The sequence below is a fragment of the Nitrospirota bacterium genome (assembly GCA_016214845.1).
Taxonomy (GTDB): domain Bacteria; phylum Nitrospirota; class Thermodesulfovibrionia; order UBA6902; family UBA6902; genus SURF-23.
In genome coordinates this window covers 48752-66599 of the sequence record JACRMS010000021.1, presented here as the reverse complement: position 1 = coordinate 66599, position 17848 = coordinate 48752, and the positions used below count along the sequence as shown (strand labels likewise).

At 38.7% G+C, this 17848-nt stretch carries 17 protein-coding genes; all 17 read left to right on the top strand.

Translation table 11 applies throughout. The annotated features are described in order from the left end of the window. The 17 genes from HZB61_06800 to xrt all read left to right on the top strand — a co-directional run bounded on the left by HZB61_06800 (nt 1) and on the right by xrt (nt 17838). Nucleotides 1-939: a glycosyltransferase family 2 protein gene (locus HZB61_06800; GenBank protein ID MBI5056303.1), complete on the top strand. Its 939-nt coding sequence runs from the start codon at nt 1-3 to the stop codon at nt 937-939. Continuing rightward, the gene (locus tag HZB61_06795) at nt 932-2470 is read left to right on the top strand and encodes a flippase (GenBank protein ID MBI5056302.1); all 1539 of its coding nucleotides are present in this window, start codon (nt 932-934) and stop codon (nt 2468-2470) included. The genes HZB61_06800 and HZB61_06795 overlap by 8 nt, the downstream gene beginning before the upstream one ends. Beyond that, nucleotides 2460-4097, top strand: a complete 1638-nt coding sequence (locus HZB61_06790) for an alkaline phosphatase family protein (protein MBI5056301.1) — start codon at nt 2460-2462, stop codon at nt 4095-4097. The genes HZB61_06795 and HZB61_06790 overlap by 11 nt, the downstream gene beginning before the upstream one ends. Nucleotides 4098-4169: 72 nt before the next feature. Then, nucleotides 4170-5987 (top strand): carbamoyltransferase, encoded by a 1818-nt coding sequence (locus tag HZB61_06785; GenBank protein ID MBI5056300.1) that lies wholly within the window; start codon nt 4170-4172, stop codon nt 5985-5987. Nucleotides 5988-5995: 8 nt separating this feature from the next. Further along, nucleotides 5996-6424: a hypothetical protein gene (locus tag HZB61_06780; GenBank protein ID MBI5056299.1), complete on the top strand. Its 429-nt coding sequence runs from the start codon at nt 5996-5998 to the stop codon at nt 6422-6424. 209 nt (nt 6425-6633) lie between these two features. Then, on the top strand, nt 6634-7719 hold the full coding sequence (locus HZB61_06775; protein MBI5056298.1) for an SGNH/GDSL hydrolase family protein: 1086 nt from the start codon (nt 6634-6636) through the stop codon (nt 7717-7719). A gap of 72 nt (nt 7720-7791) precedes the next feature. Then, complete coding sequence (locus HZB61_06770; GenBank protein ID MBI5056297.1) at nt 7792-7950, top strand: hypothetical protein; 159 nt, start codon at nt 7792-7794, stop codon at nt 7948-7950. Nucleotides 7951-8011: 61 nt separating this feature from the next. Then, entirely contained in the window at nt 8012-9217 is a 1206-nt protein-coding gene (locus tag HZB61_06765; protein ID MBI5056296.1) for an SGNH/GDSL hydrolase family protein, read from the top strand. Nucleotides 9218-9232: 15 nt separating this feature from the next. Continuing rightward, complete coding sequence (locus HZB61_06760) at nt 9233-9391, top strand: hypothetical protein (GenBank protein ID MBI5056295.1); 159 nt, start codon at nt 9233-9235, stop codon at nt 9389-9391. 125 nt (nt 9392-9516) lie between these two features. After that, on the top strand, nt 9517-10794 hold the full coding sequence (locus tag HZB61_06755) for a glycosyltransferase family 4 protein (GenBank protein MBI5056294.1): 1278 nt from the start codon (nt 9517-9519) through the stop codon (nt 10792-10794). Next, nucleotides 10791-11753 carry a GDP-mannose 4,6-dehydratase gene (locus tag HZB61_06750; protein MBI5056293.1) on the top strand — a complete coding sequence of 321 codons (963 nt, stop codon included), beginning with the start codon at nt 10791-10793 and terminating at the stop codon, nt 11751-11753. The genes HZB61_06755 and HZB61_06750 overlap by 4 nt, the downstream gene beginning before the upstream one ends. A gap of 10 nt (nt 11754-11763) precedes the next feature. Continuing rightward, on the top strand, nt 11764-12678 hold the full coding sequence (locus tag HZB61_06745; protein MBI5056292.1) for a methyltransferase domain-containing protein: 915 nt from the start codon (nt 11764-11766) through the stop codon (nt 12676-12678). Then, nucleotides 12675-13517 carry a polysaccharide deacetylase family protein gene (locus HZB61_06740; protein MBI5056291.1) on the top strand — a complete coding sequence of 281 codons (843 nt, stop codon included), beginning with the start codon at nt 12675-12677 and terminating at the stop codon, nt 13515-13517. Before HZB61_06745 ends, HZB61_06740 begins: the two co-directional genes overlap by 4 nt. Nucleotides 13518-13554: 37 nt before the next feature. Continuing rightward, the gene (locus HZB61_06735; GenBank protein MBI5056290.1) at nt 13555-14670 is read left to right on the top strand and encodes a glycosyltransferase family 4 protein; all 1116 of its coding nucleotides are present in this window, start codon (nt 13555-13557) and stop codon (nt 14668-14670) included. Between the two features lie 6 nt (nt 14671-14676). Then, nucleotides 14677-16107 (top strand): sugar transferase, encoded by a 1431-nt coding sequence (locus HZB61_06730; GenBank protein MBI5056289.1) that lies wholly within the window; start codon nt 14677-14679, stop codon nt 16105-16107. An 8-nt stretch (nt 16108-16115) separates the two neighbouring features. Next, nucleotides 16116-17030, top strand: a complete 915-nt coding sequence (locus HZB61_06725; protein MBI5056288.1) for a class I SAM-dependent methyltransferase — start codon at nt 16116-16118, stop codon at nt 17028-17030. Beyond that, nucleotides 17023-17838 (top strand): exosortase, encoded by an 816-nt coding sequence (xrt, locus tag HZB61_06720; protein MBI5056287.1) that lies wholly within the window; start codon nt 17023-17025, stop codon nt 17836-17838. Before HZB61_06725 ends, xrt begins: the two co-directional genes overlap by 8 nt. The last annotated feature ends 10 nt before the right edge of the window (nt 17839-17848 follow it).

The following is a 17848-nucleotide window of genomic DNA, read 5'->3' as shown; positions in this document are numbered from 1 at the left end:
ATGGCAGGAATTAAATTATTATATCAAATAGTCAGTATGACGTTTTCCGTTATCATACCCACTAAAGACAGACCGATAGACTTACAAAACAGTGTGAGTTCGATTGCAAGCCAGACTGTTCTGGCTGATGAACTTATTATTGTTGACGCAAGCTCCGACAGCTTAAGCGAGGAAAATCAAATAAATTGCAAGAGGATTGTTGATGACAGGATCAAGCTCGTTTATTTACGCAGCAAGCCCGGGGTTAACATTCAACGGAATTTTGGGGCTGATAATGCAAACTGCGAAATAGTTTTTTTTCAGGATGATGATGTAATCCTGCATGAAACCTGCCACGAGAAGATGCTGGAAGTCTATGAACTTGAAAAAAACCGGCATGTAGGCGGTGTTCAGGGTTCCGTTCATAATTATTACGGCATGTCGAAGTCACATAATCTGTACAGAAAATTGTTCTTAATGACAAGAATATCGGAAGAAGGCCGGAGCAGGTTTTTGCCTTCGATGGGGTATGTTTTTGTTCCATTCCCAAAGGAGATTGTGGAGGTTGAGGGAATGACGACATTGTTATGCAGCTATTACAGGAAAGTTTTTCAAGAGTTCCGGTTTGACGAGACGTTCAGCAGATGTACAGATATTGAGATTTCATACAGGGTGTCAAGGGAATATAAGCTCTATCAAACACCGTATGCATTGGCAACTCACAGGCACTCGCAGGAGACGCATTTGAATATAAGAGAGCTGAACAAATTGTATCTTATCCATATGCATAAGCTGGTAAAAAAGAGTATGCCCAGAAAGATTACAAACTGGCTTGCCTATTACTGGAGCATTGTCGGACAGATAATGCTGGATACCGGAAAAAGCGTTGCAAGCCTGAACCCGGATTCTTTCATCGGGTCCTTTGAAGGCTTGAAATACATATTATTAAAAAATGAATAAAGAAACCGCATCAGCGTATCACTCAGACCTTTCAAAAATCGCCAAGAATGCCGGTATCAGCGGGATAGGGGAGATCGTTTTTAATATACTTGGATATGTCACAAGCATAGCTATGACAAGGACTGTCGGCCCTTCAATATTTGGAGTTTTCAATCTTGCCAATATCATTACATGGATTGCTCAGATATTTTCGAGTGCCGGGCTTAATGAAGGCTTGTTGAGGTTCGTAGCCTTTTATAAAGGAAAAGACGATAATCAGAGACTGAAAGGCGCTATAGTATTCGGCACGAAGATAACATTTTCCCTCAGCCTCGCGCTCACGCTGATAATTTTTTTCTGCGCCGACTACATGGCTGAACAGTTCTTCCATGACAAAAGCCTGGGGTTGGCAATTAAAATCTTGATTATATCGCTTCCTTTTCTTACCCTTGGCGAGCTTTGGCTGAAGGTCATACAGTCCTTCCAGGTCATAAAATATCAGGTATATATACAAAAGTTTTATCAACCGATGATCAAACTGACAGCAATGGTGGTCCTTTTTCTGATAGGATTGAAACTGGGCGGGATATTGGCAGCCAGCGTAATTTCCATTCTGGCGGGTTTTATATTCTCATTTTATTATTTGATTAAGATATTCCCTGTGTATAAAAGATTACCGGTACCCATTTATGAGAAAAAAGAGCTAATGGCTTTCTCGCTGCCTATGTCTTTGACACAGCTTATGGGGGTCGTGACCTTTTACATTGATTCCTTGATGCTGGGATACTTCAAGACACCGGTTGAGGTCGGAGTATATTCGGCTGTCGTCAGGGTTGCAATACTGGTTTTGCTGCCGATGACTTCATTTAACTCCATTTTCGCACCCATGATATCCGAGTCGTACAGTAAGGGTGAGACAACGAAGCTTGAAAATCTGTTCAAGACTACGACCAAGTGGACTTTTATTCTAAGTTTTCCGCTTTTTCTTTTGTTTGTCCTGTTTGCAGAATCGATTATGAAAATATTCGGAGAGGGCTTTGCCGTTGGCGCTGCTGCATTAATAATTCTGGGAACCGGCGAGCTTATAAATTCAGGAGTGGGATCGGTAGGCTATATGCTGATGATGACAGGGAAGGCGAAGATTGTCCTTTTTAACTCCCTGGTTTTTTTATCGATGAATGTTATTCTCAACTATCTATTGATTCCACGATATGGTGTTGTCGGAGCCGCTGCCGCCACGGGGTCGTCAATCGCCTTTGTGAATATATTGAGATTGATCGAAGTATATTTTGTTCTGAAGATGCATCCTTTCAAGCTAAACTTCTTGAAGCCGTGCGCTGCCGGGCTCTTGTCTTTTTTGCTGGTTTTCTTTGTGTCGAAAAATATACAGGAGATTTCCCTTCTTGTGATGATGGTCCTTTCATTGCTTTTTGCAGGTTCATATTCTCTTTTTATATATGTATTGAAATTGGAAGAAGACGACGAGTATATTCTGAAGTTGTTCTACCAAAAGATGGTGCATTTCAAAGAAGGTCTATTACATGCAAGGTAATAATAGAAAGGTCATGGTCGTAGGCTTAGACGGAGCTACTTTCACATTGTTTCAACCACTGATGGAAAAGGGCATGATGCCAAATTTAAAAAGCATAATCGACAATGGGGCATCAGGCATTCAAAAATCCACATATCCTCCTCTTACTGCCCCTGCGTGGAGTTCTTTTGCTACAGGCAAAAATCCGGGCAAACATGGAGCTTATGACTTTGTTGTGAGGGGGGCGGATAAAAAAATGACAATAGTCAACAGTAAAATGATAAGAGGAAAGAAGATATGGAATATAATCGGGGAACACGATAAAAAGGTCGGCATAATCCATTTTCCCCTTAGTTATCCCACCGAGAAGGTTAACGGTTTCATGATTTCCGGTTTTATCTCTCCGGCGAATGCAAAAAGCTATACCTATCCTCACGAGTTGTATGCCGAGATTTTGAGAGAGACGGGGGAATATATCTTTAACGTTAAGGTCCCTGAAGCAAAGAAATGGCGTAATTATACTAAAGAAGAGATAAAAACATTTATTGATAAAGTGCTGAAAGCCACTGAGTTGAGATACAAAGCATTCAAGTATTTAAGCAGGGAGAAAGAGTGGGACTTCTTGTATGTTTTATTCATGTGTTTTGATAAAGTTCAGCATGTGTTGTGGAAATATCTGGATAGTGAAGAGACCGATTTCATCTCAGAAGAAATTTATGAATATGTCTTGAGATGTTATAGCCAGATTGATGATATCTTAGGCGACATATTAAACAATATGAATGATGACACGTCACTTATTATACTTTCCGACCATGGTTTTTGCTCTAAAAAGAAATATTTTTATATTAATGTTTGGCTTGGGAAGAACGGGTTTCTTGTAAAAAATATGAAAAGGCTTGTTACTGCCAAAATCAGGGAGAAAATGGGAGTTGAGAATAATAAGTATTTTGAGGGACTGCCTACTGAAGTGGTTCAAGTGGCAAATTTTCTTAATTTGCAAAAGACTCAGGCATACACGCCTAATTCCTCCTCTTATGGAATACATATAAATCTGAAAGGGAGGGATGTGGGAGGCATTGTTGAAAAAGGCGAGGCATATAACCGGTTGAGAATTGAATTGAGGAGTAAGCTATTATCCTTGAGAGATGAAGAAAGCGGGAAGCAGATTGTGGATGATGTATTCTTTTCGGAACAAATCTATAGCGGCCCGTTTCTTAAAGATGCGCCTGACTTGGTTCTTTCTCCTGCAGAGGGCTACGTGCTTTATCAATCATTAATATCATTGCCAGCGTCTCTCAGCAAAGAGTGTTTAGTCAAGGTCAATACATCAGACGGATACCACCATCAAGACGGCATTTTTATTGCTTATGATAAAGAGACTATCAAAAAGGGATTAAGAATTGGTAATATAAACATAACCGATGTGGCGCCGACTATTTTGTATCTAATGGGATTACCTGTTCCATCAAATATGGATGGTAAGGTAATCCAATCCATATTTGAAGATAGATTTTTTGAATCTAATCCACTTGTATTTTCAGATTCAACATCCGATGAAACCGAGGAAAAAGAAGAGAAGATTTATACTGCTGAAGATGAGAGACAAATAATGGATGAATTAAAAGGCTTGGGGTATATAGATTGAACATGGCAAGTAAAGTAATTGTTTTTAAAGAATTGTATGTATCTAAGGAAGAGTTATGGAGGAATAATTAGCATGAATATCCTTGGCATATCAGCTTTTTATCATGACAGCGCTGCTTGTTTGATTCAAGACGGAAAGATTGTTTCAGCAGCACAGGAGGAAAGATTTACCCGGAAAAAACATGACTTTTCCTTTCCTGTAAACGCTATTCGGTTCTGCCTTCAAAACAGCAAATTGTCGGCTCGTGATATTGACTATGTCGCTTTTTACGATAAACCGTTTCTGAAATTTGAGCGTATATTGGAAACGTATCTTTCATATGCGCCGACTGGTTTCAAGTCATTTATTAAGGCGGTACCGCTCTGGATTAAACAAAAACTCTGGATGAAAGAGCTGATAAAGAACGAACTCGGATATGAAGGGGAAGTTATCTTTACCGAACATCATGAATCCCATGCAGCGGCGGCGTTTTTCCCTTCCCCGTATCAGGAAGCTGCCTTTCTTACGATGGACGGGGTCGGGGAATGGGCAACAACCAGTTACGGTGTCGGCAAGGGCAATAATATAGAAATAAAAGCAGAGATAAGTTTCCCGCATTCTTTAGGTCTTCTTTATTCAGCGTTTACTTATTATACCGGGTTTAAAGTCAATTCCGGGGAATACAAAGTAATGGGCTTAGCGCCGTATGGTGAACCGAAATATAAAGATGTCATCCTTTCCGAGCTTATAGATTTAAAAGAAGACGGTTCCTTCAAAATGAATATGAAATATTTCAACTACTGTGTGGGACTAACAATGACAAATGGCAGGTTCGACAAGCTGTTTGGTGGACCTCCCCGAAAACCGGAATCTCCGCTGACTCAAAGAGAAATGGATTTGGCCCGCTCTGTTCAGGACGTCACTGAAGAAGTAATGCTTCGGATGTCCTGCCATGTTAGAAAAGAGACCGGGCAGAGAAATCTTTGTTTAGCAGGAGGTGTGGCTCTTAATTGTGTCGGCAACGGGAAGATACTGAGAGAAGGCATTTTTGACAATATATGGATACAGCCTTCCGCAGGCGATGCAGGAAGCGCTATGGGGGCCGCAATATTTGTTTGGTATCAATACTTGGAGAACAATAGGGCCGCCGATAACAAGAAAGACTTCCAGCAAGGCTCATATCTTGGTCCGGAATTTGGAAGTGATTATCTTTCTGATTATCTGAATAAAAATAGAATTCCCTTTATTAAGTTGACCGACGATGTGATACCCGAAAAGATTGCTGATCTGATTGCTCAGGAAAATGTTGTCGGATGGTTCCAGGGCAGAATGGAATTTGGACCACGAGCCCTTGGCGGCCGCTCAATAATTGGAGACGCACGTTCTACCAAGATGCAGGAAGTAATGAATTTGAAGATTAAGTTCCGTGAGAGCTTCCGCCCATTTGCCCCCTCTGTTATTAGAGAAAAAGTTTCCGATTACTTTGAGTTGGATAGAGAAAGCCCGTATATGCTTTTGGTAGCACCTGTTAAAAAAGAACTTCGAAGGGAAATGACAGAAGAAGAACAAAAACTCTTTGGACTCGATAAGCTGCATGTCAGCCGTTCTAACATCCCCGCAATTACTCATGTAGATTATTCTGCAAGGATCCAGACCGTTGACAAAGAAACGAACCCGTTATATCACAAAATGATATCCAGATTTTACGATAAATACGGCTGTGCTGTAATTATCAACACGTCTTTCAATGTAAGAGGTGAACCCATCGTCTGCACCCCTGAAGATGCTTACCGCTGTTTCATGAGGACTAATATGGATTATTTAATTATGGGCAACTATTTGTTGGATAAGAAAGATCAGAAACCTCTTGAAAAGGATACTGACTGGCAAAAAGAATTTGAATTGGATTAGGAGAAAATATGCTGATTGATGATATTAAGAAAATTAAAAGTGAGAAAAAAGACCTCCGTAATTTTGGTCTTACTGTAGGGACAGTTTTGTTGCTGCTGGGGGGGGTATTATGGTGGCGGGGTAGAACTTTTTACCCTTATTTTATCGGCATAGGTGCGGCGCTCGTTTTTACCGGACTGATGGTTCCCTCTGTGCTCAGGCCTTTCCAGAAAGCCTGGATGACAATAGCCGTCGTTATAGGTTGGTTTATGACAAGGGCGATATTATGTTTTTTATTTTTTTTAGTGGTTACTCCTCTGGGAATTATATCAAGATTATTTGGCAAGGACTTTTTAAATAAGAAATTCAGTCCGAACAGTAATAAAAAGTCTCATAGCTATTGGGTGCCTAAGGATAACACTGCAATAGATAAGAGCCGTTATATGAATCAGTTTTAATAAGGGGTTTTTGAAGTAATATAATACCTGCTTCATCTCCTTGAAGCAAATGTGCCATTCCTTTTTATTTTATGAATCTTCCCGCTAATAAATTACAAGAGAATAAAAAATCAGAGAAAAGCATACTGAGTACAATAAAGAATACAGCGCAAAATATTTTACTGTTATTCTTGGCATGCATAATCGCCTTTATTATAAGTGAGATCTTCTTGCGGATTCATAATCCTTTTGCTTTTAGCGTCAAAGGAGACAAAATAGTCTTATCAGCCAATGAAGAATATATTATTAAGAACGACAAAATAAAGAAATTGGATAGCACTATAATCTTCAAGACAAACTCTTTGGGCTTTAGGGGAGAAGAGCCACCCAAGGATTTCAAGACGTACCTCACTACTATAACCGTTGGAGGCAGCACCACAAAGTGCGCGTACCTGTCTGAGGGAAAAACCTGGCCCGATGTTTTAGGGAGAAATTTAGCAAACGCTTTCAAGAGGTCATGGATAAATAACGCCGGACTTGACGGACATTCAACATATGGACACATCATATTGATGGAAGATTATTTAAAAAAACTTGCGCCCAGGAACGTTTTGTTTTTAGTAGGGATAAATGACGAGGGTAACAATGAATATCAAAAAGATTTCGAGGATGACAAGACAATTATAAGGGATGAATTTTATGTCAAATCTTTAAAGGGCATTGGAAGGGCGTTATCAAATCACAGTGAGGTTTTTGCAGTTGGGTTAAATATCTTTAGATATATAAAAGCAACAAAAGTTGGTGTTGACCATGATGAAGAGGTTGATTTAAACAGAAGCCTGGTATTAGACCTGCCTGAAGAAGCCATTAGCGCTGCACTTGAAAAACATAAAAAGTTTTTAAAAAGTTACGAAATGAGACTGAACAAACTTATTCAAATATCACGGGAAAACGGAATTGAACCTGTCTTTATTACGCAGCCAGCGTTGTATGGATTTGGAACAGATGATATTACTAAAAGAGATTTAGATCGTGTATACAAGCGTGGGACCGAAAATGGGAAGCTCGCCTGGAAAAGGTTGGAGCTTTATAACGATGTCGTAAGGCAGGTTGGGAAAAGAGAAAGTGTTCTGGTTATTGATTTAGCTGAAGAAATGCCAAAAAGTTCAAAATATTATTATGACTTTTCTCATTATACAAATGATGGGGCAATAAAAGTTGCTGAAATTATATTCAAGCATCTGTGTCCTTTTTATGAACAAAAATACAAAGGATTTGCTGTCGCAGATTGCAGTGTATCGAAAACTGATAACTAAGCAGGGATTTCCCCTGAATACTTCAGATCTTTTTTTAAAGATATGAAGAACACAAGTTGAAAGGAGATCGAGATGAGTAAATTATCAATATTATCTGAGTTCTGGTCTTTCCTGAAGATTCGTAAAAAATGGTGGCTGGCGCCGATAGTCATATTCCTTGTATTGCTTGGTGCTTTGATCATCTTTACAGAAACCTCTGCACTGGCGCCTTTTATTTATACATTGTTTTAAAAATACCAGGCATATTGAAAAATAAATCGACCTTGACACTCTACAGCAGCCCGCAAAAAGCATGGTGAAGAAAACCTTACTAAATCTTTTAATCTCAATGCTCCTGGTTTCTTTATTTATAGGAATGCTGGAAATTGTACTACGCTCTACACATTTGTTCGGGGCGGCTGTCTCCTGGATTGCGCCCGACTCGTTTGTGGGTTATCGTTCTGTTGCCGGTGCTGAATATTGGTATAACAAAGAGAATAATCACCCTATTACAGGGAAAATAAATAGTTATGGTTGGAGGGACAAAGAGTGGTCATTGAAAAAACCACAAAATACTTTTCGGATTGCTGTTTTGGGGGATAGCATGGTTGAGGCATATCAGGTAGAGTCTGACAAGACCTTTTTATCATTAGCAGAGAATCAATTGAATAACACTCCGAATCAGGATATCAAGGTTGAATTAATGAATTTCGGGCGCTCCGGTTTTACTCAATCGGAAGAATTTCTGGTTTTACAAAAGGAAGTTGATAGGTTTTCACCAGACATGGTGGTGCTGTTCTTTCTTCCCTCAAATGATATTGAAGACGTCAGTCAAGAAACTTCTACGGAACTGCGACGTCCTTTTTATCATATTTCCGAAAACGGTCAATTAGTCCTTGACACAAACTTTGTCAACTTGCGGCAATACAAAATCTTTTCCTTTCTCAGTCCGTTTAAACAGCATTCAGCTTTATTGTCCCTTGTTAAAGAGAGGTATGATTTTCTTGAAGGAAGAATTACGGGATACAGATTCAGAATGAATAAAAAAGAAGGAATATCGAAAAGGGAGGAAAGAATTCCTCCTTTTTTGAGCCTGTGCACCGCAAATGCGCGCCCGTTATATGTAGAAAATTATCAATTAAATAAAATGTTAATCAAAGCAATGTCTGCATTTAGCAAAGAAAAAGGAATTAGATTTATGCTGGTTACTTTGGATATCCCATCATACATCCCTGAGGTCGAAAAAAGATTTGTTGCGCTTGATTCAACTTTTAATACAAATTATTTTGAAGACGATTTAAGAGAGTATGCAAAAATGATTGACATCGAGTATCTCGGCCTGCAGAGACTATTCAGAACATACTATGTCAATACAAGAATCCCGTTGCATTGGGCAACTCCCGGTTGGGCTGTCACGTCCATACTTGGTGTATTCTCCCCGCATTTGAATTATGAAGGCCATAAGGTAGTTGCTGATGCCCTTGGCAATAAATTGAAGCCAATTATATTTTCAAAATAAGAAAGGAGTGGTTAGATGAGCAAGTTATCAATATTATCTGAGTTCTGGTCCTTCCTGAAAATCCGCAAAAAATGGTGGTTGGCGCCGATAGTCATATTTCTTGTATTATTAGGCGCGTTGATTATCTTTACTGAGACCTCAGCCCTTGCGCCTTTTATTTATACGTTGTTTTAAAGAGAGATCAAATCTGCTTGATAAGCTGAGCTGTCTGGTCCGTTAGACCCGATGTCATTTTTGCGCTTGACTATTGGCGGATACCTGAAGAGGATGGTAAGCAATGAAAAGAAGGAAAGAAAAACGTGAGAATCCTTCTGGTCAATAAATATCATTATTACAGGGCGGGCCCGGAAGCAGTGTATCTTAAGACGGCTGAACTCCTAAAGAGTCACGGGCACAGGGTTGTCTTTTTTTCAATGCATCATCCTGAAAATTTGCCGTCTGAAACGGATGAGTTTTTTGTGCCCTATCTGGAATTGACAGCTCAGCATAGTATTTTAAATCAGGTTAAAATTGCAGGGAGAATCCTGTACTCTTTTAATGCGAGAAGGAATTTATCAAATCTGCTGGATAAATATCCGATAGACATCGCCCATCTCCATGATATCTGTTATCATATTTCACCTTCAATCATTTATGAGTTTAAGAAAAGAAATATTCCTGTAGTAATGACTCTTCATGACTTGAAAATGATATGCGCTGCTTATTATATGTTTGCTGACGGAAAGATTTGTGAGGCCTGTCAAGGCGGCAAGTATTATATGGCGATTAGAAACAGATGCGTTAAGGAGTCGCTTGCCAAAAGTATTTTGGCAGCATCGGAAATGTTTCTTCATCATAAGATTCTTGATGTCTATAATAATGTTGATATCTTTATTGCTCCAAGTATTTTTCTTAAAAAAGAACTGGGAAAAATGGGATTTAAGAAAAAGGTAATACATCTTTCTAACTTTATTGACCTTAATGAAGATGAAGAACTTAATCAAGAGGAAGATATACACGGCGTGCCAGCAAAATCCGTTGTCTATATCGGCAGGCTGTCATATGAAAAAGGACTGATCACTTTACTGGAAGCGGCGAAACTTCTTTTGGACAGGGGAGAGCAAGTGCAAATTAACATCATAGGTGATGGGCCATTGAAGGATGAGCTTCAAGAAAAAGTCAGGCTGGAAAGAATAAGCAATGTCAGATTTTTTGGACATATGAAACATGAAGACTTGTATAACGAGATAAGGAAAAGTCTTGCCGTTGTTCTTCCCTCAGAATGCTATGAGAACAATCCTATGTCTGTCATGGAGGCATTTGCATTGAGAAAACCCGTTATAGGCTCAAGACGTGGCGGTATTCCTGAGCTTGTGAAGGATTTTGAAAGAGGAATGACTTTTGAACCCGGAGATCCTGAAGACCTGGTCTCCAAGATTGAATATATTTTAAATAATCGTGATAAATTAAAAATGATGGGTGAAAAAGCGAGGATGTTTGCAGAATATGAATTGAGTCCCGGGAAACATTATCAGAGTTTAATGGAAATATATAAACAAGCATCTGAAAACTTACAAATTGGAGGAAAATATCAATGAAAGTACTTATAACAGGTGGAGCTGGTTTTATTGGTTCTCATCTATCGGAAATACTTCTTGAAGGGGGCCATCAAGTGTATATCATAGATGACCTTTCAACCGGCGCCATCGATAACATCGAACATTTAAAAGAACGGAAAGGTTTTAATTATGTAATAGATACCATAATGAATCCTCCGGTGCTGGCTGAACTTATTGATAAGTGCGATATCATTTACCATCTTGCCGCCGCTGTCGGCGTTATGCTCATTGTTGAAAGTCCTGTGCGAACAATAGAGACCAATGTAAAAGGAACTGAAGAAGTCCTCAAGCTTGCAAATAAAAAGAAGAAGAAGGTCATAATCGCTTCTACGTCTGAGGTTTATGGTAAAAGCACTCAAAAAAAGTTTCGGGAAGATGGAGATCTTGTCCTGGGCTCGACAACAAAAGGCAGATGGAGCTACGCCTGTTCAAAGGCCTTAGATGAATTTTTGGGGTTAGCTTATTGGAAAGAGAAGAAGCTCCCTACAGTGGTCGTAAGGTTTTTTAATATCGTCGGTCCGCGACAAACAGGCAGATATGGGATGGTTATACCCAGGTTTGTTAAGCAGGCATTGAACAATAAACCGATAACAATCTTTGGTGATGGGAAGCAATCAAGATGTTTTGCGCATGTTAAAGACGCGGTCTATGCACTTGAAAAGCTTGGCCAGATAGATGAAGCTGTCGGAGAGGTTGTTAATCTCGGTAACGATGAGGAGATAACAATCGAAGCCCTTGCTGTAAAAATAAAGAAATTGGCTCAAAGTGAATCAGATATTCAATATATATCATATGACGATGCCTACGAAGAAGGATTTGAGGATATGCAGAGAAGAGTCCCTGACCTTACGAAAATAACAAAACTTATGGGGTATAAACCTAAATATGCCCTCGATGACATAATTAAAGACGTTATAGACTATTACAGGGAACATTAGCCGGTATCCAATGAATGTCATAAGGCCTGAAGAAGTCAATAATAAGATATATTATCTTACGGGGCTTATTATCGTTTTATTAAATTACATAAAGCAGGGTATAATCGGCTACAGGAAACCAAGAAGTTTTTCCATAAATGAGGTAGAACGGGCCATTGAATATGACATCAATGTCGTTGATGGATGGCTGAAGTATCTTGGCAGGTATTCGGACGAAGAAATAAATCCATTGGAAAACAAAACTATTTTGGAGCTTGGCCCCGGAGCAGACCTTGGGATTGGGTTGATATTACTAATGATGGGGGCAAAGAAGTATATTGCGTTAGATGTCTATCCCCTTGCCCGGTCAACGCCTGTAAAATTCTACGAAGAGCTTTCCAGAAAACTGGCGAATATAAGACCTGAGACCGATACAGTTTTTTTTAATGAAGAGCTGGATAAATTTTACAAGAAGAAGAGTGAAAGGGTTATTTATATTGTTGATGATAAATTTCAAATATCAAAAATTAAAGATGGGATCGATATTGTTTTCAGTCAGGCTGCTTTTGAATACTTTCCAGACATGGAGAAGACAGTAAAAGAACTTAGCAGCGTTGTTAATAGCGGCGGGGTTTTGATTTCCGAGATAGATTTAAGAACACATACCTCTGCAATAAGGGATAAAGATCCTTTGAATATTTACAGATATGATGATTTCTTGTGGAACCTGTTCAAACCCAAATCACCTTTAAATAGAGTTAGGGCCTTCGAATACAAACTGCTATTGGAGAAGTATGGATGGACAAAGGTGGAAACATTACCACTGGACGTGTTGGAAGAAAAATATGTGGAAAAGATTAAGCCTCACCTCAGTAAAAGATTCCGTATGATGGATTCATCCGAGATGAAGATGCTCAGTGTAATGTTAACTGCTCAAAAAAAATGAAAAACAGGAAATACACTGAAATAAAATATAAGATTGCATGGAATATCGGGGCCATGTTCTCATTTTTTTTATATTTCTCAGGGATCGCGCATTGTTATATTTTATTAAGGAAAAAACTTCTTAAAAATTATATCATGTTCGTTCTGACATACCATCGCATTCATGACGGCAGGGAAGATGCGCATATATCTGTTCGGGTAGAAACATTCAAGCGTCAAATGGCTTATTTGCAAAGAAGTTTTAACGTTATATCGCTGGATGCTCTCATCAATAGTTTAGGGAACAGCGGCTGCTTAACTAATGATGTTGTTGCGATCACTTTCGACGACGGCTGGAAGGACAACTATAATAATGCGTTTCAGGTTTTGAAGGTAACGGGTTTCCCCGCAACAATATTCGTTGCAACAGACCGTATAGGAAAAGATCATGGGTTGACTGATGAAGAAATTAACGAGATGTTTAGGAATAACGTTACCATCGGAGCTCATACCATGTCTCATAAGGCATTGTCAGATGTTGATTATGAAACCGCGGTTTCCGAAGTTAGGGGTTCAAAACTTAAACTGGAAAAGATTCTTCAGCAGGAAGTTAAGTATTTTGCGTATCCTTTCGGAAAAAAAGGACAGGATTTTAGCGAGCAAGCAATGGATATAGTCAAAGAGTCGAGGTTCACTGCTGCTTTCTCGACCGACAACGGCTGCGTAAGTGGACAAAGTCATTTGTTTGCTTTGGAAAGAATTGGTATCAGAGATTTTCCAATGTTTGTGTTTAAGGTGCGTGTTTCAGGTATATTTGAAAATAAGTGGGTTCATAGTTTAAGACAATACTTAAGAGTTTGACATTAGTATAAGCGTTAATGGGAAGAAGGGTATTGAGATGAAGGTCTTTGTGATTGGCGCGCGTGGTTTCCCAAAAGTTCAGGGCGGAATCGAGAAATATTGCGAAGAATTGTACCGCAGATTAGCTAAACACGATGACTTGGAAATTACCGGTTTGGTAATTCCCAAGTATTACAAAAATAAGATAGATGAGTGGCAAGGCGTTAGATTTATCTACGTCAAGTCGGTAAAATCAAAAAATTTTGAAAAGATCCTGTACGGCTTTATAGCGTCTTTAATTGCCGTCATAAAAAGGCCAGACATCGCGCACTTTCACGGATTGAGCTGCGCTCTTTTTATCCCATTATTGAAGCTGGTTGGCGTGAAAATCGTATTAACATTTCAGTCGAGGGATTACTTGTATCCTAAATGGGGTAAAGTCGCAAAAATAGTTTGGAGGCTTTCGGAAAAGGCCGCTCTCAAATCTGATTTGATAATAGCGGTATCGGATGCGCATACTGAATATATCAAACAATATACTGACAGGGTTGTTCGCATACCCAATGGAGTCGAAATTAATCATATGGAAGTTTCCAGGGATGAAGAGGAGCGCTATCTGAATAAATATGGGTTGAGCAGAAAAAGTTACATTTTTTTTGCTGGACGATTTACACCTGAAAAAGCAATTGAAGATCTTATCAGCGCATACGAACAAATGAACAATAACAAATGGAAGCTTGTTTTGGCTGGCGATGCTGATCATGAGGATAGTTACAGCATAATGATTAAAGATCGTGCTGAAAAAGTAAAGAACATCATTTTGACCGGTTTTATAACAGGCAAAGAATTGCAAACGCTATTTGCAAATGCAAAACTTTTTGTGCTGCCGTCAAAGTTTGAAGGTTTACCGCATGTATTGCTTGAGGCTGTTAGCTTCAAAAATGAAGTTCTTGCCAGTAATATTGAGGCAAATTTACAAGTAGATTTAGACAGAAACAGCTATTATAAGCAGGGGAATCTTGAAGATCTCAGGCAAATGATGCTTTTTCATTTGGAAAATGAAACTCCTGATGAAGAAAAAACAACGAGGTTGGATATGTTGAAGAAAGAATATGACTGGGACATTATTGCAAATAAAATATATCAGGCATATAAATGTCTATATAATTCTTAACAAACCATGATAAAAGAGCAAAGCAGAGCACTTAAAAAGTTTTTATTAATCGCTGACCTTTTTGTGGTAGCGGTATCATTTTTTATAGGATATTTCATAAGGACAAGATTTGAAGGGGTTTTACCGCTTAATGTTTATATCGGGTTTTTACCGGCTCTACTGTTCATATGGGGAACTCTTCTTTATTATTTTGGAATGTACAGGACTACAGGTGTCCGGCAGATATCCGAGATAATAATCGTAATATTTAAAACAGCTGTTTTAGGCTTCATTATTTTCGGCAGCTACGTATTTGTCCTTCATTTGCAGGAGCAGGTCACAAGGTTGATGATGGGCATTATATTTATTATTGCGGCTGTTTTAATAATCATAGAAAAAATTGCAATTATATATATGGTTAAATACGTATGGGGCTTAGGGACCAATTTCAAAAGTGCTCTGTACGCTTTTAGAAGTATTTTAGTGGTAGGCACAGGCAAACGGACAGGAAAATTCGTTAGTTTAATAAGCAATAATCCTCAATGGGCGATTAAAATCATAGGTCTTGTGGACATGGACAAGACTAAAACAGGAAATATAATATACGGTTACAAAGTGTTAGGAAGTTTCGATGATATACCAAATATAATCCATAATAATGTTGTAGATGAAGTTGTATTTATTGTCCCGCGTTCATGGCTTAATAAGATTGAGGGAATAATACGTTTTTGCGAGAGTGAGGGATTAGCTATTCATCTTGCCGTTGACATCTTTGAACTTGAAATCTTGAAGGCAAAACAAACTGACTTGCACGGCTTCCCTTTACTAACTTTTGAGGGAGTGTCGCAAAAATTAGAGTACCTGTTTATAAAAAGAATCATTGATTTTTTTATTTCTGCAGTTGCGCTAATAGCCTTTTCGCCTTTTTTCCTGATCTCGGCAATCCTGATCAAAATTACGTCAGAAGGCACTATTTTATTTAAGCAGGAAAGATGCAGCTTATACGGCAGGAAATTTGTTTTTTATAAGTTCAGGACCATGGTTACTGACGCCGAATCCAAACTTGAAGAAGTTCTCAAATATAATGAAATGTGCGGGCCTGTTTTTAAGATGACAAATGACCCCAGAGTGACAAAAATAGGAAAGTTCTTGAGGAAGTATAGTTTGGATGAACTGCCGCAATTATGGAACGTGTTTAAAGGGGACATGAGTTTGGTGGGGCCAAGGCCTCCATTGCCGGCAGAAGTTGAAAAATATGATAACTGGCAGAGAAGAAAATTGAGTATGAGACCTGGTATAACATGCTTATGGCAAGTTAGCGGGCGGAGTGAGATTGCTGATTTTAATGAATGGATGAAACTTGATTTGGAATATATTGATAATTGGTCTCTTTGGCTTGACTGTAAAATCCTGCTAAAGACTATTCCTGTTGTACTTCTGGGAAAAGGGGCAAAGTAGGACCGACTATGAAGACAGTCATGTGTAAAAAAGGAGTATCTCTTCGCAGCAAGATAGAGTCTGCTTTATTTCTTTATCGAGCTTACAAAAATAAGTCTTTTGCTGATGCCAAACGAACTATATGGCACCATCAGCGGCTTCTCGGATATTTATATAAATATGTAGGCATTCCTGTCGAAAAAGCAAGAATCCTTGAAATAGGTTGCGGACAAACTGCCAGACAAGTGGCGCTTTTTCATGCAGATGGCGCATCGGTTGTAGGGATTGATATAGATGCCCCGACGTATAAAATGAATTTCTCCGTATTCTTGAAAGTTGCGCGGTTGAATGGTATGGAACGGGCATTAAAGTCTTTAACAAGACATATTCTCTTTGATAAAAAATTCTTCACCGAATTGTCCAGAGAATATGGGAAACCCGTTACATTCAACAATCTTGATGTCCGTATAATGGATGCCACAAATACGTCTTTTGAGACTGACAGCTTCGACTTTATATTTTCAAACATGGTCTTTCAGCATATTGACAATTTGGAAGGTGCGGTTAGGGAGGTCAATCGGATGCTTAAACCATCGGGGATTGCGGCCATTTCAATACATCTTTTCCCAAGCATATCGGGAGGGATCTGTCATGAATGGTTGAACCCTGACCAATTGCCATCTATGAGAGTTCCGCCATGGGACCATCTCCGGGACAATAAGTTTCCCGTAAATATTTATTTAAATAAATTCACAATAAAACAGTATAGAAACATTTTCAGAGCTTATACCCGCACAGTTGAGGAACAAACCACAACAGAAGGCGAAAAAATATTGACTCCGGAAATTGAACGGGATTTAAAAAATAAGGGATACACAAGAGAAGATTTATTGACCAGAACCATAATTTTTATTTTCGGAAAGAGGGAATCCTTAAATGGTTAATTATGTAGTTTGGTCCTTAGTAATAATTATGTACGCACCTCTTTTCTATCAACTCTATCTTTTTCAATGGGATAAGATAGATTATACTCACGCCTATTTCATTCTTCCTCTATCCTTATGGCTGGTGTGGCGCAAAAGAAAAGATATAAAAGAGCTTGCACAGCAAACTCATCCAGGCAGACATATTGGCAGTCTTATAATTCTTTTCACTGGATTAATTATGTTTGTTTTTGGATGGAAACAAGAATACATGTTTATATCAACACTTTCGCTCGTTCCTCTTTTATTCGGTCTTGTGACTTATCTATACGGAAGAAACATGCTGAAACCATTATTCTTCCCGATTCTTTATCTTTTACTTTTAGTTCCTGTGCCGTTAGGAGTTTTGGACAGCATTACATTACCGATGCGTCACGGTACCTCTGTAGTAGCCGAAAAAATATTAGTTTTATTAAATTATCCTATTAAAAGAGAAGGACTGCTTTTAACTATAGGTTACAGTGAAATCTTTATGGGTCCGCCATGCAGCGGATTTCGCTCTTTAATTACCATGTTTTCTTTAATGTTGACTTATGTTTATATTGGCAGTGGAGGTTTCTCGAAAAAAATTATCCTAACATCTTGTATAGCCCCTTTTGCTTTATTCGGCAATCTAATACGTGTAGTATCTCTATGTCTTATTACCTTTTACTTCGGAGAGAAAGTCGGTCAGGGATTTTTTCATAACTTCAGCGGCATAGTAATATTTGTTATTACTATATCGGGCTTGATAGGTGTTGATTCGTTTTTAGATAGAAAATTACAATAAAGGGCAAGCG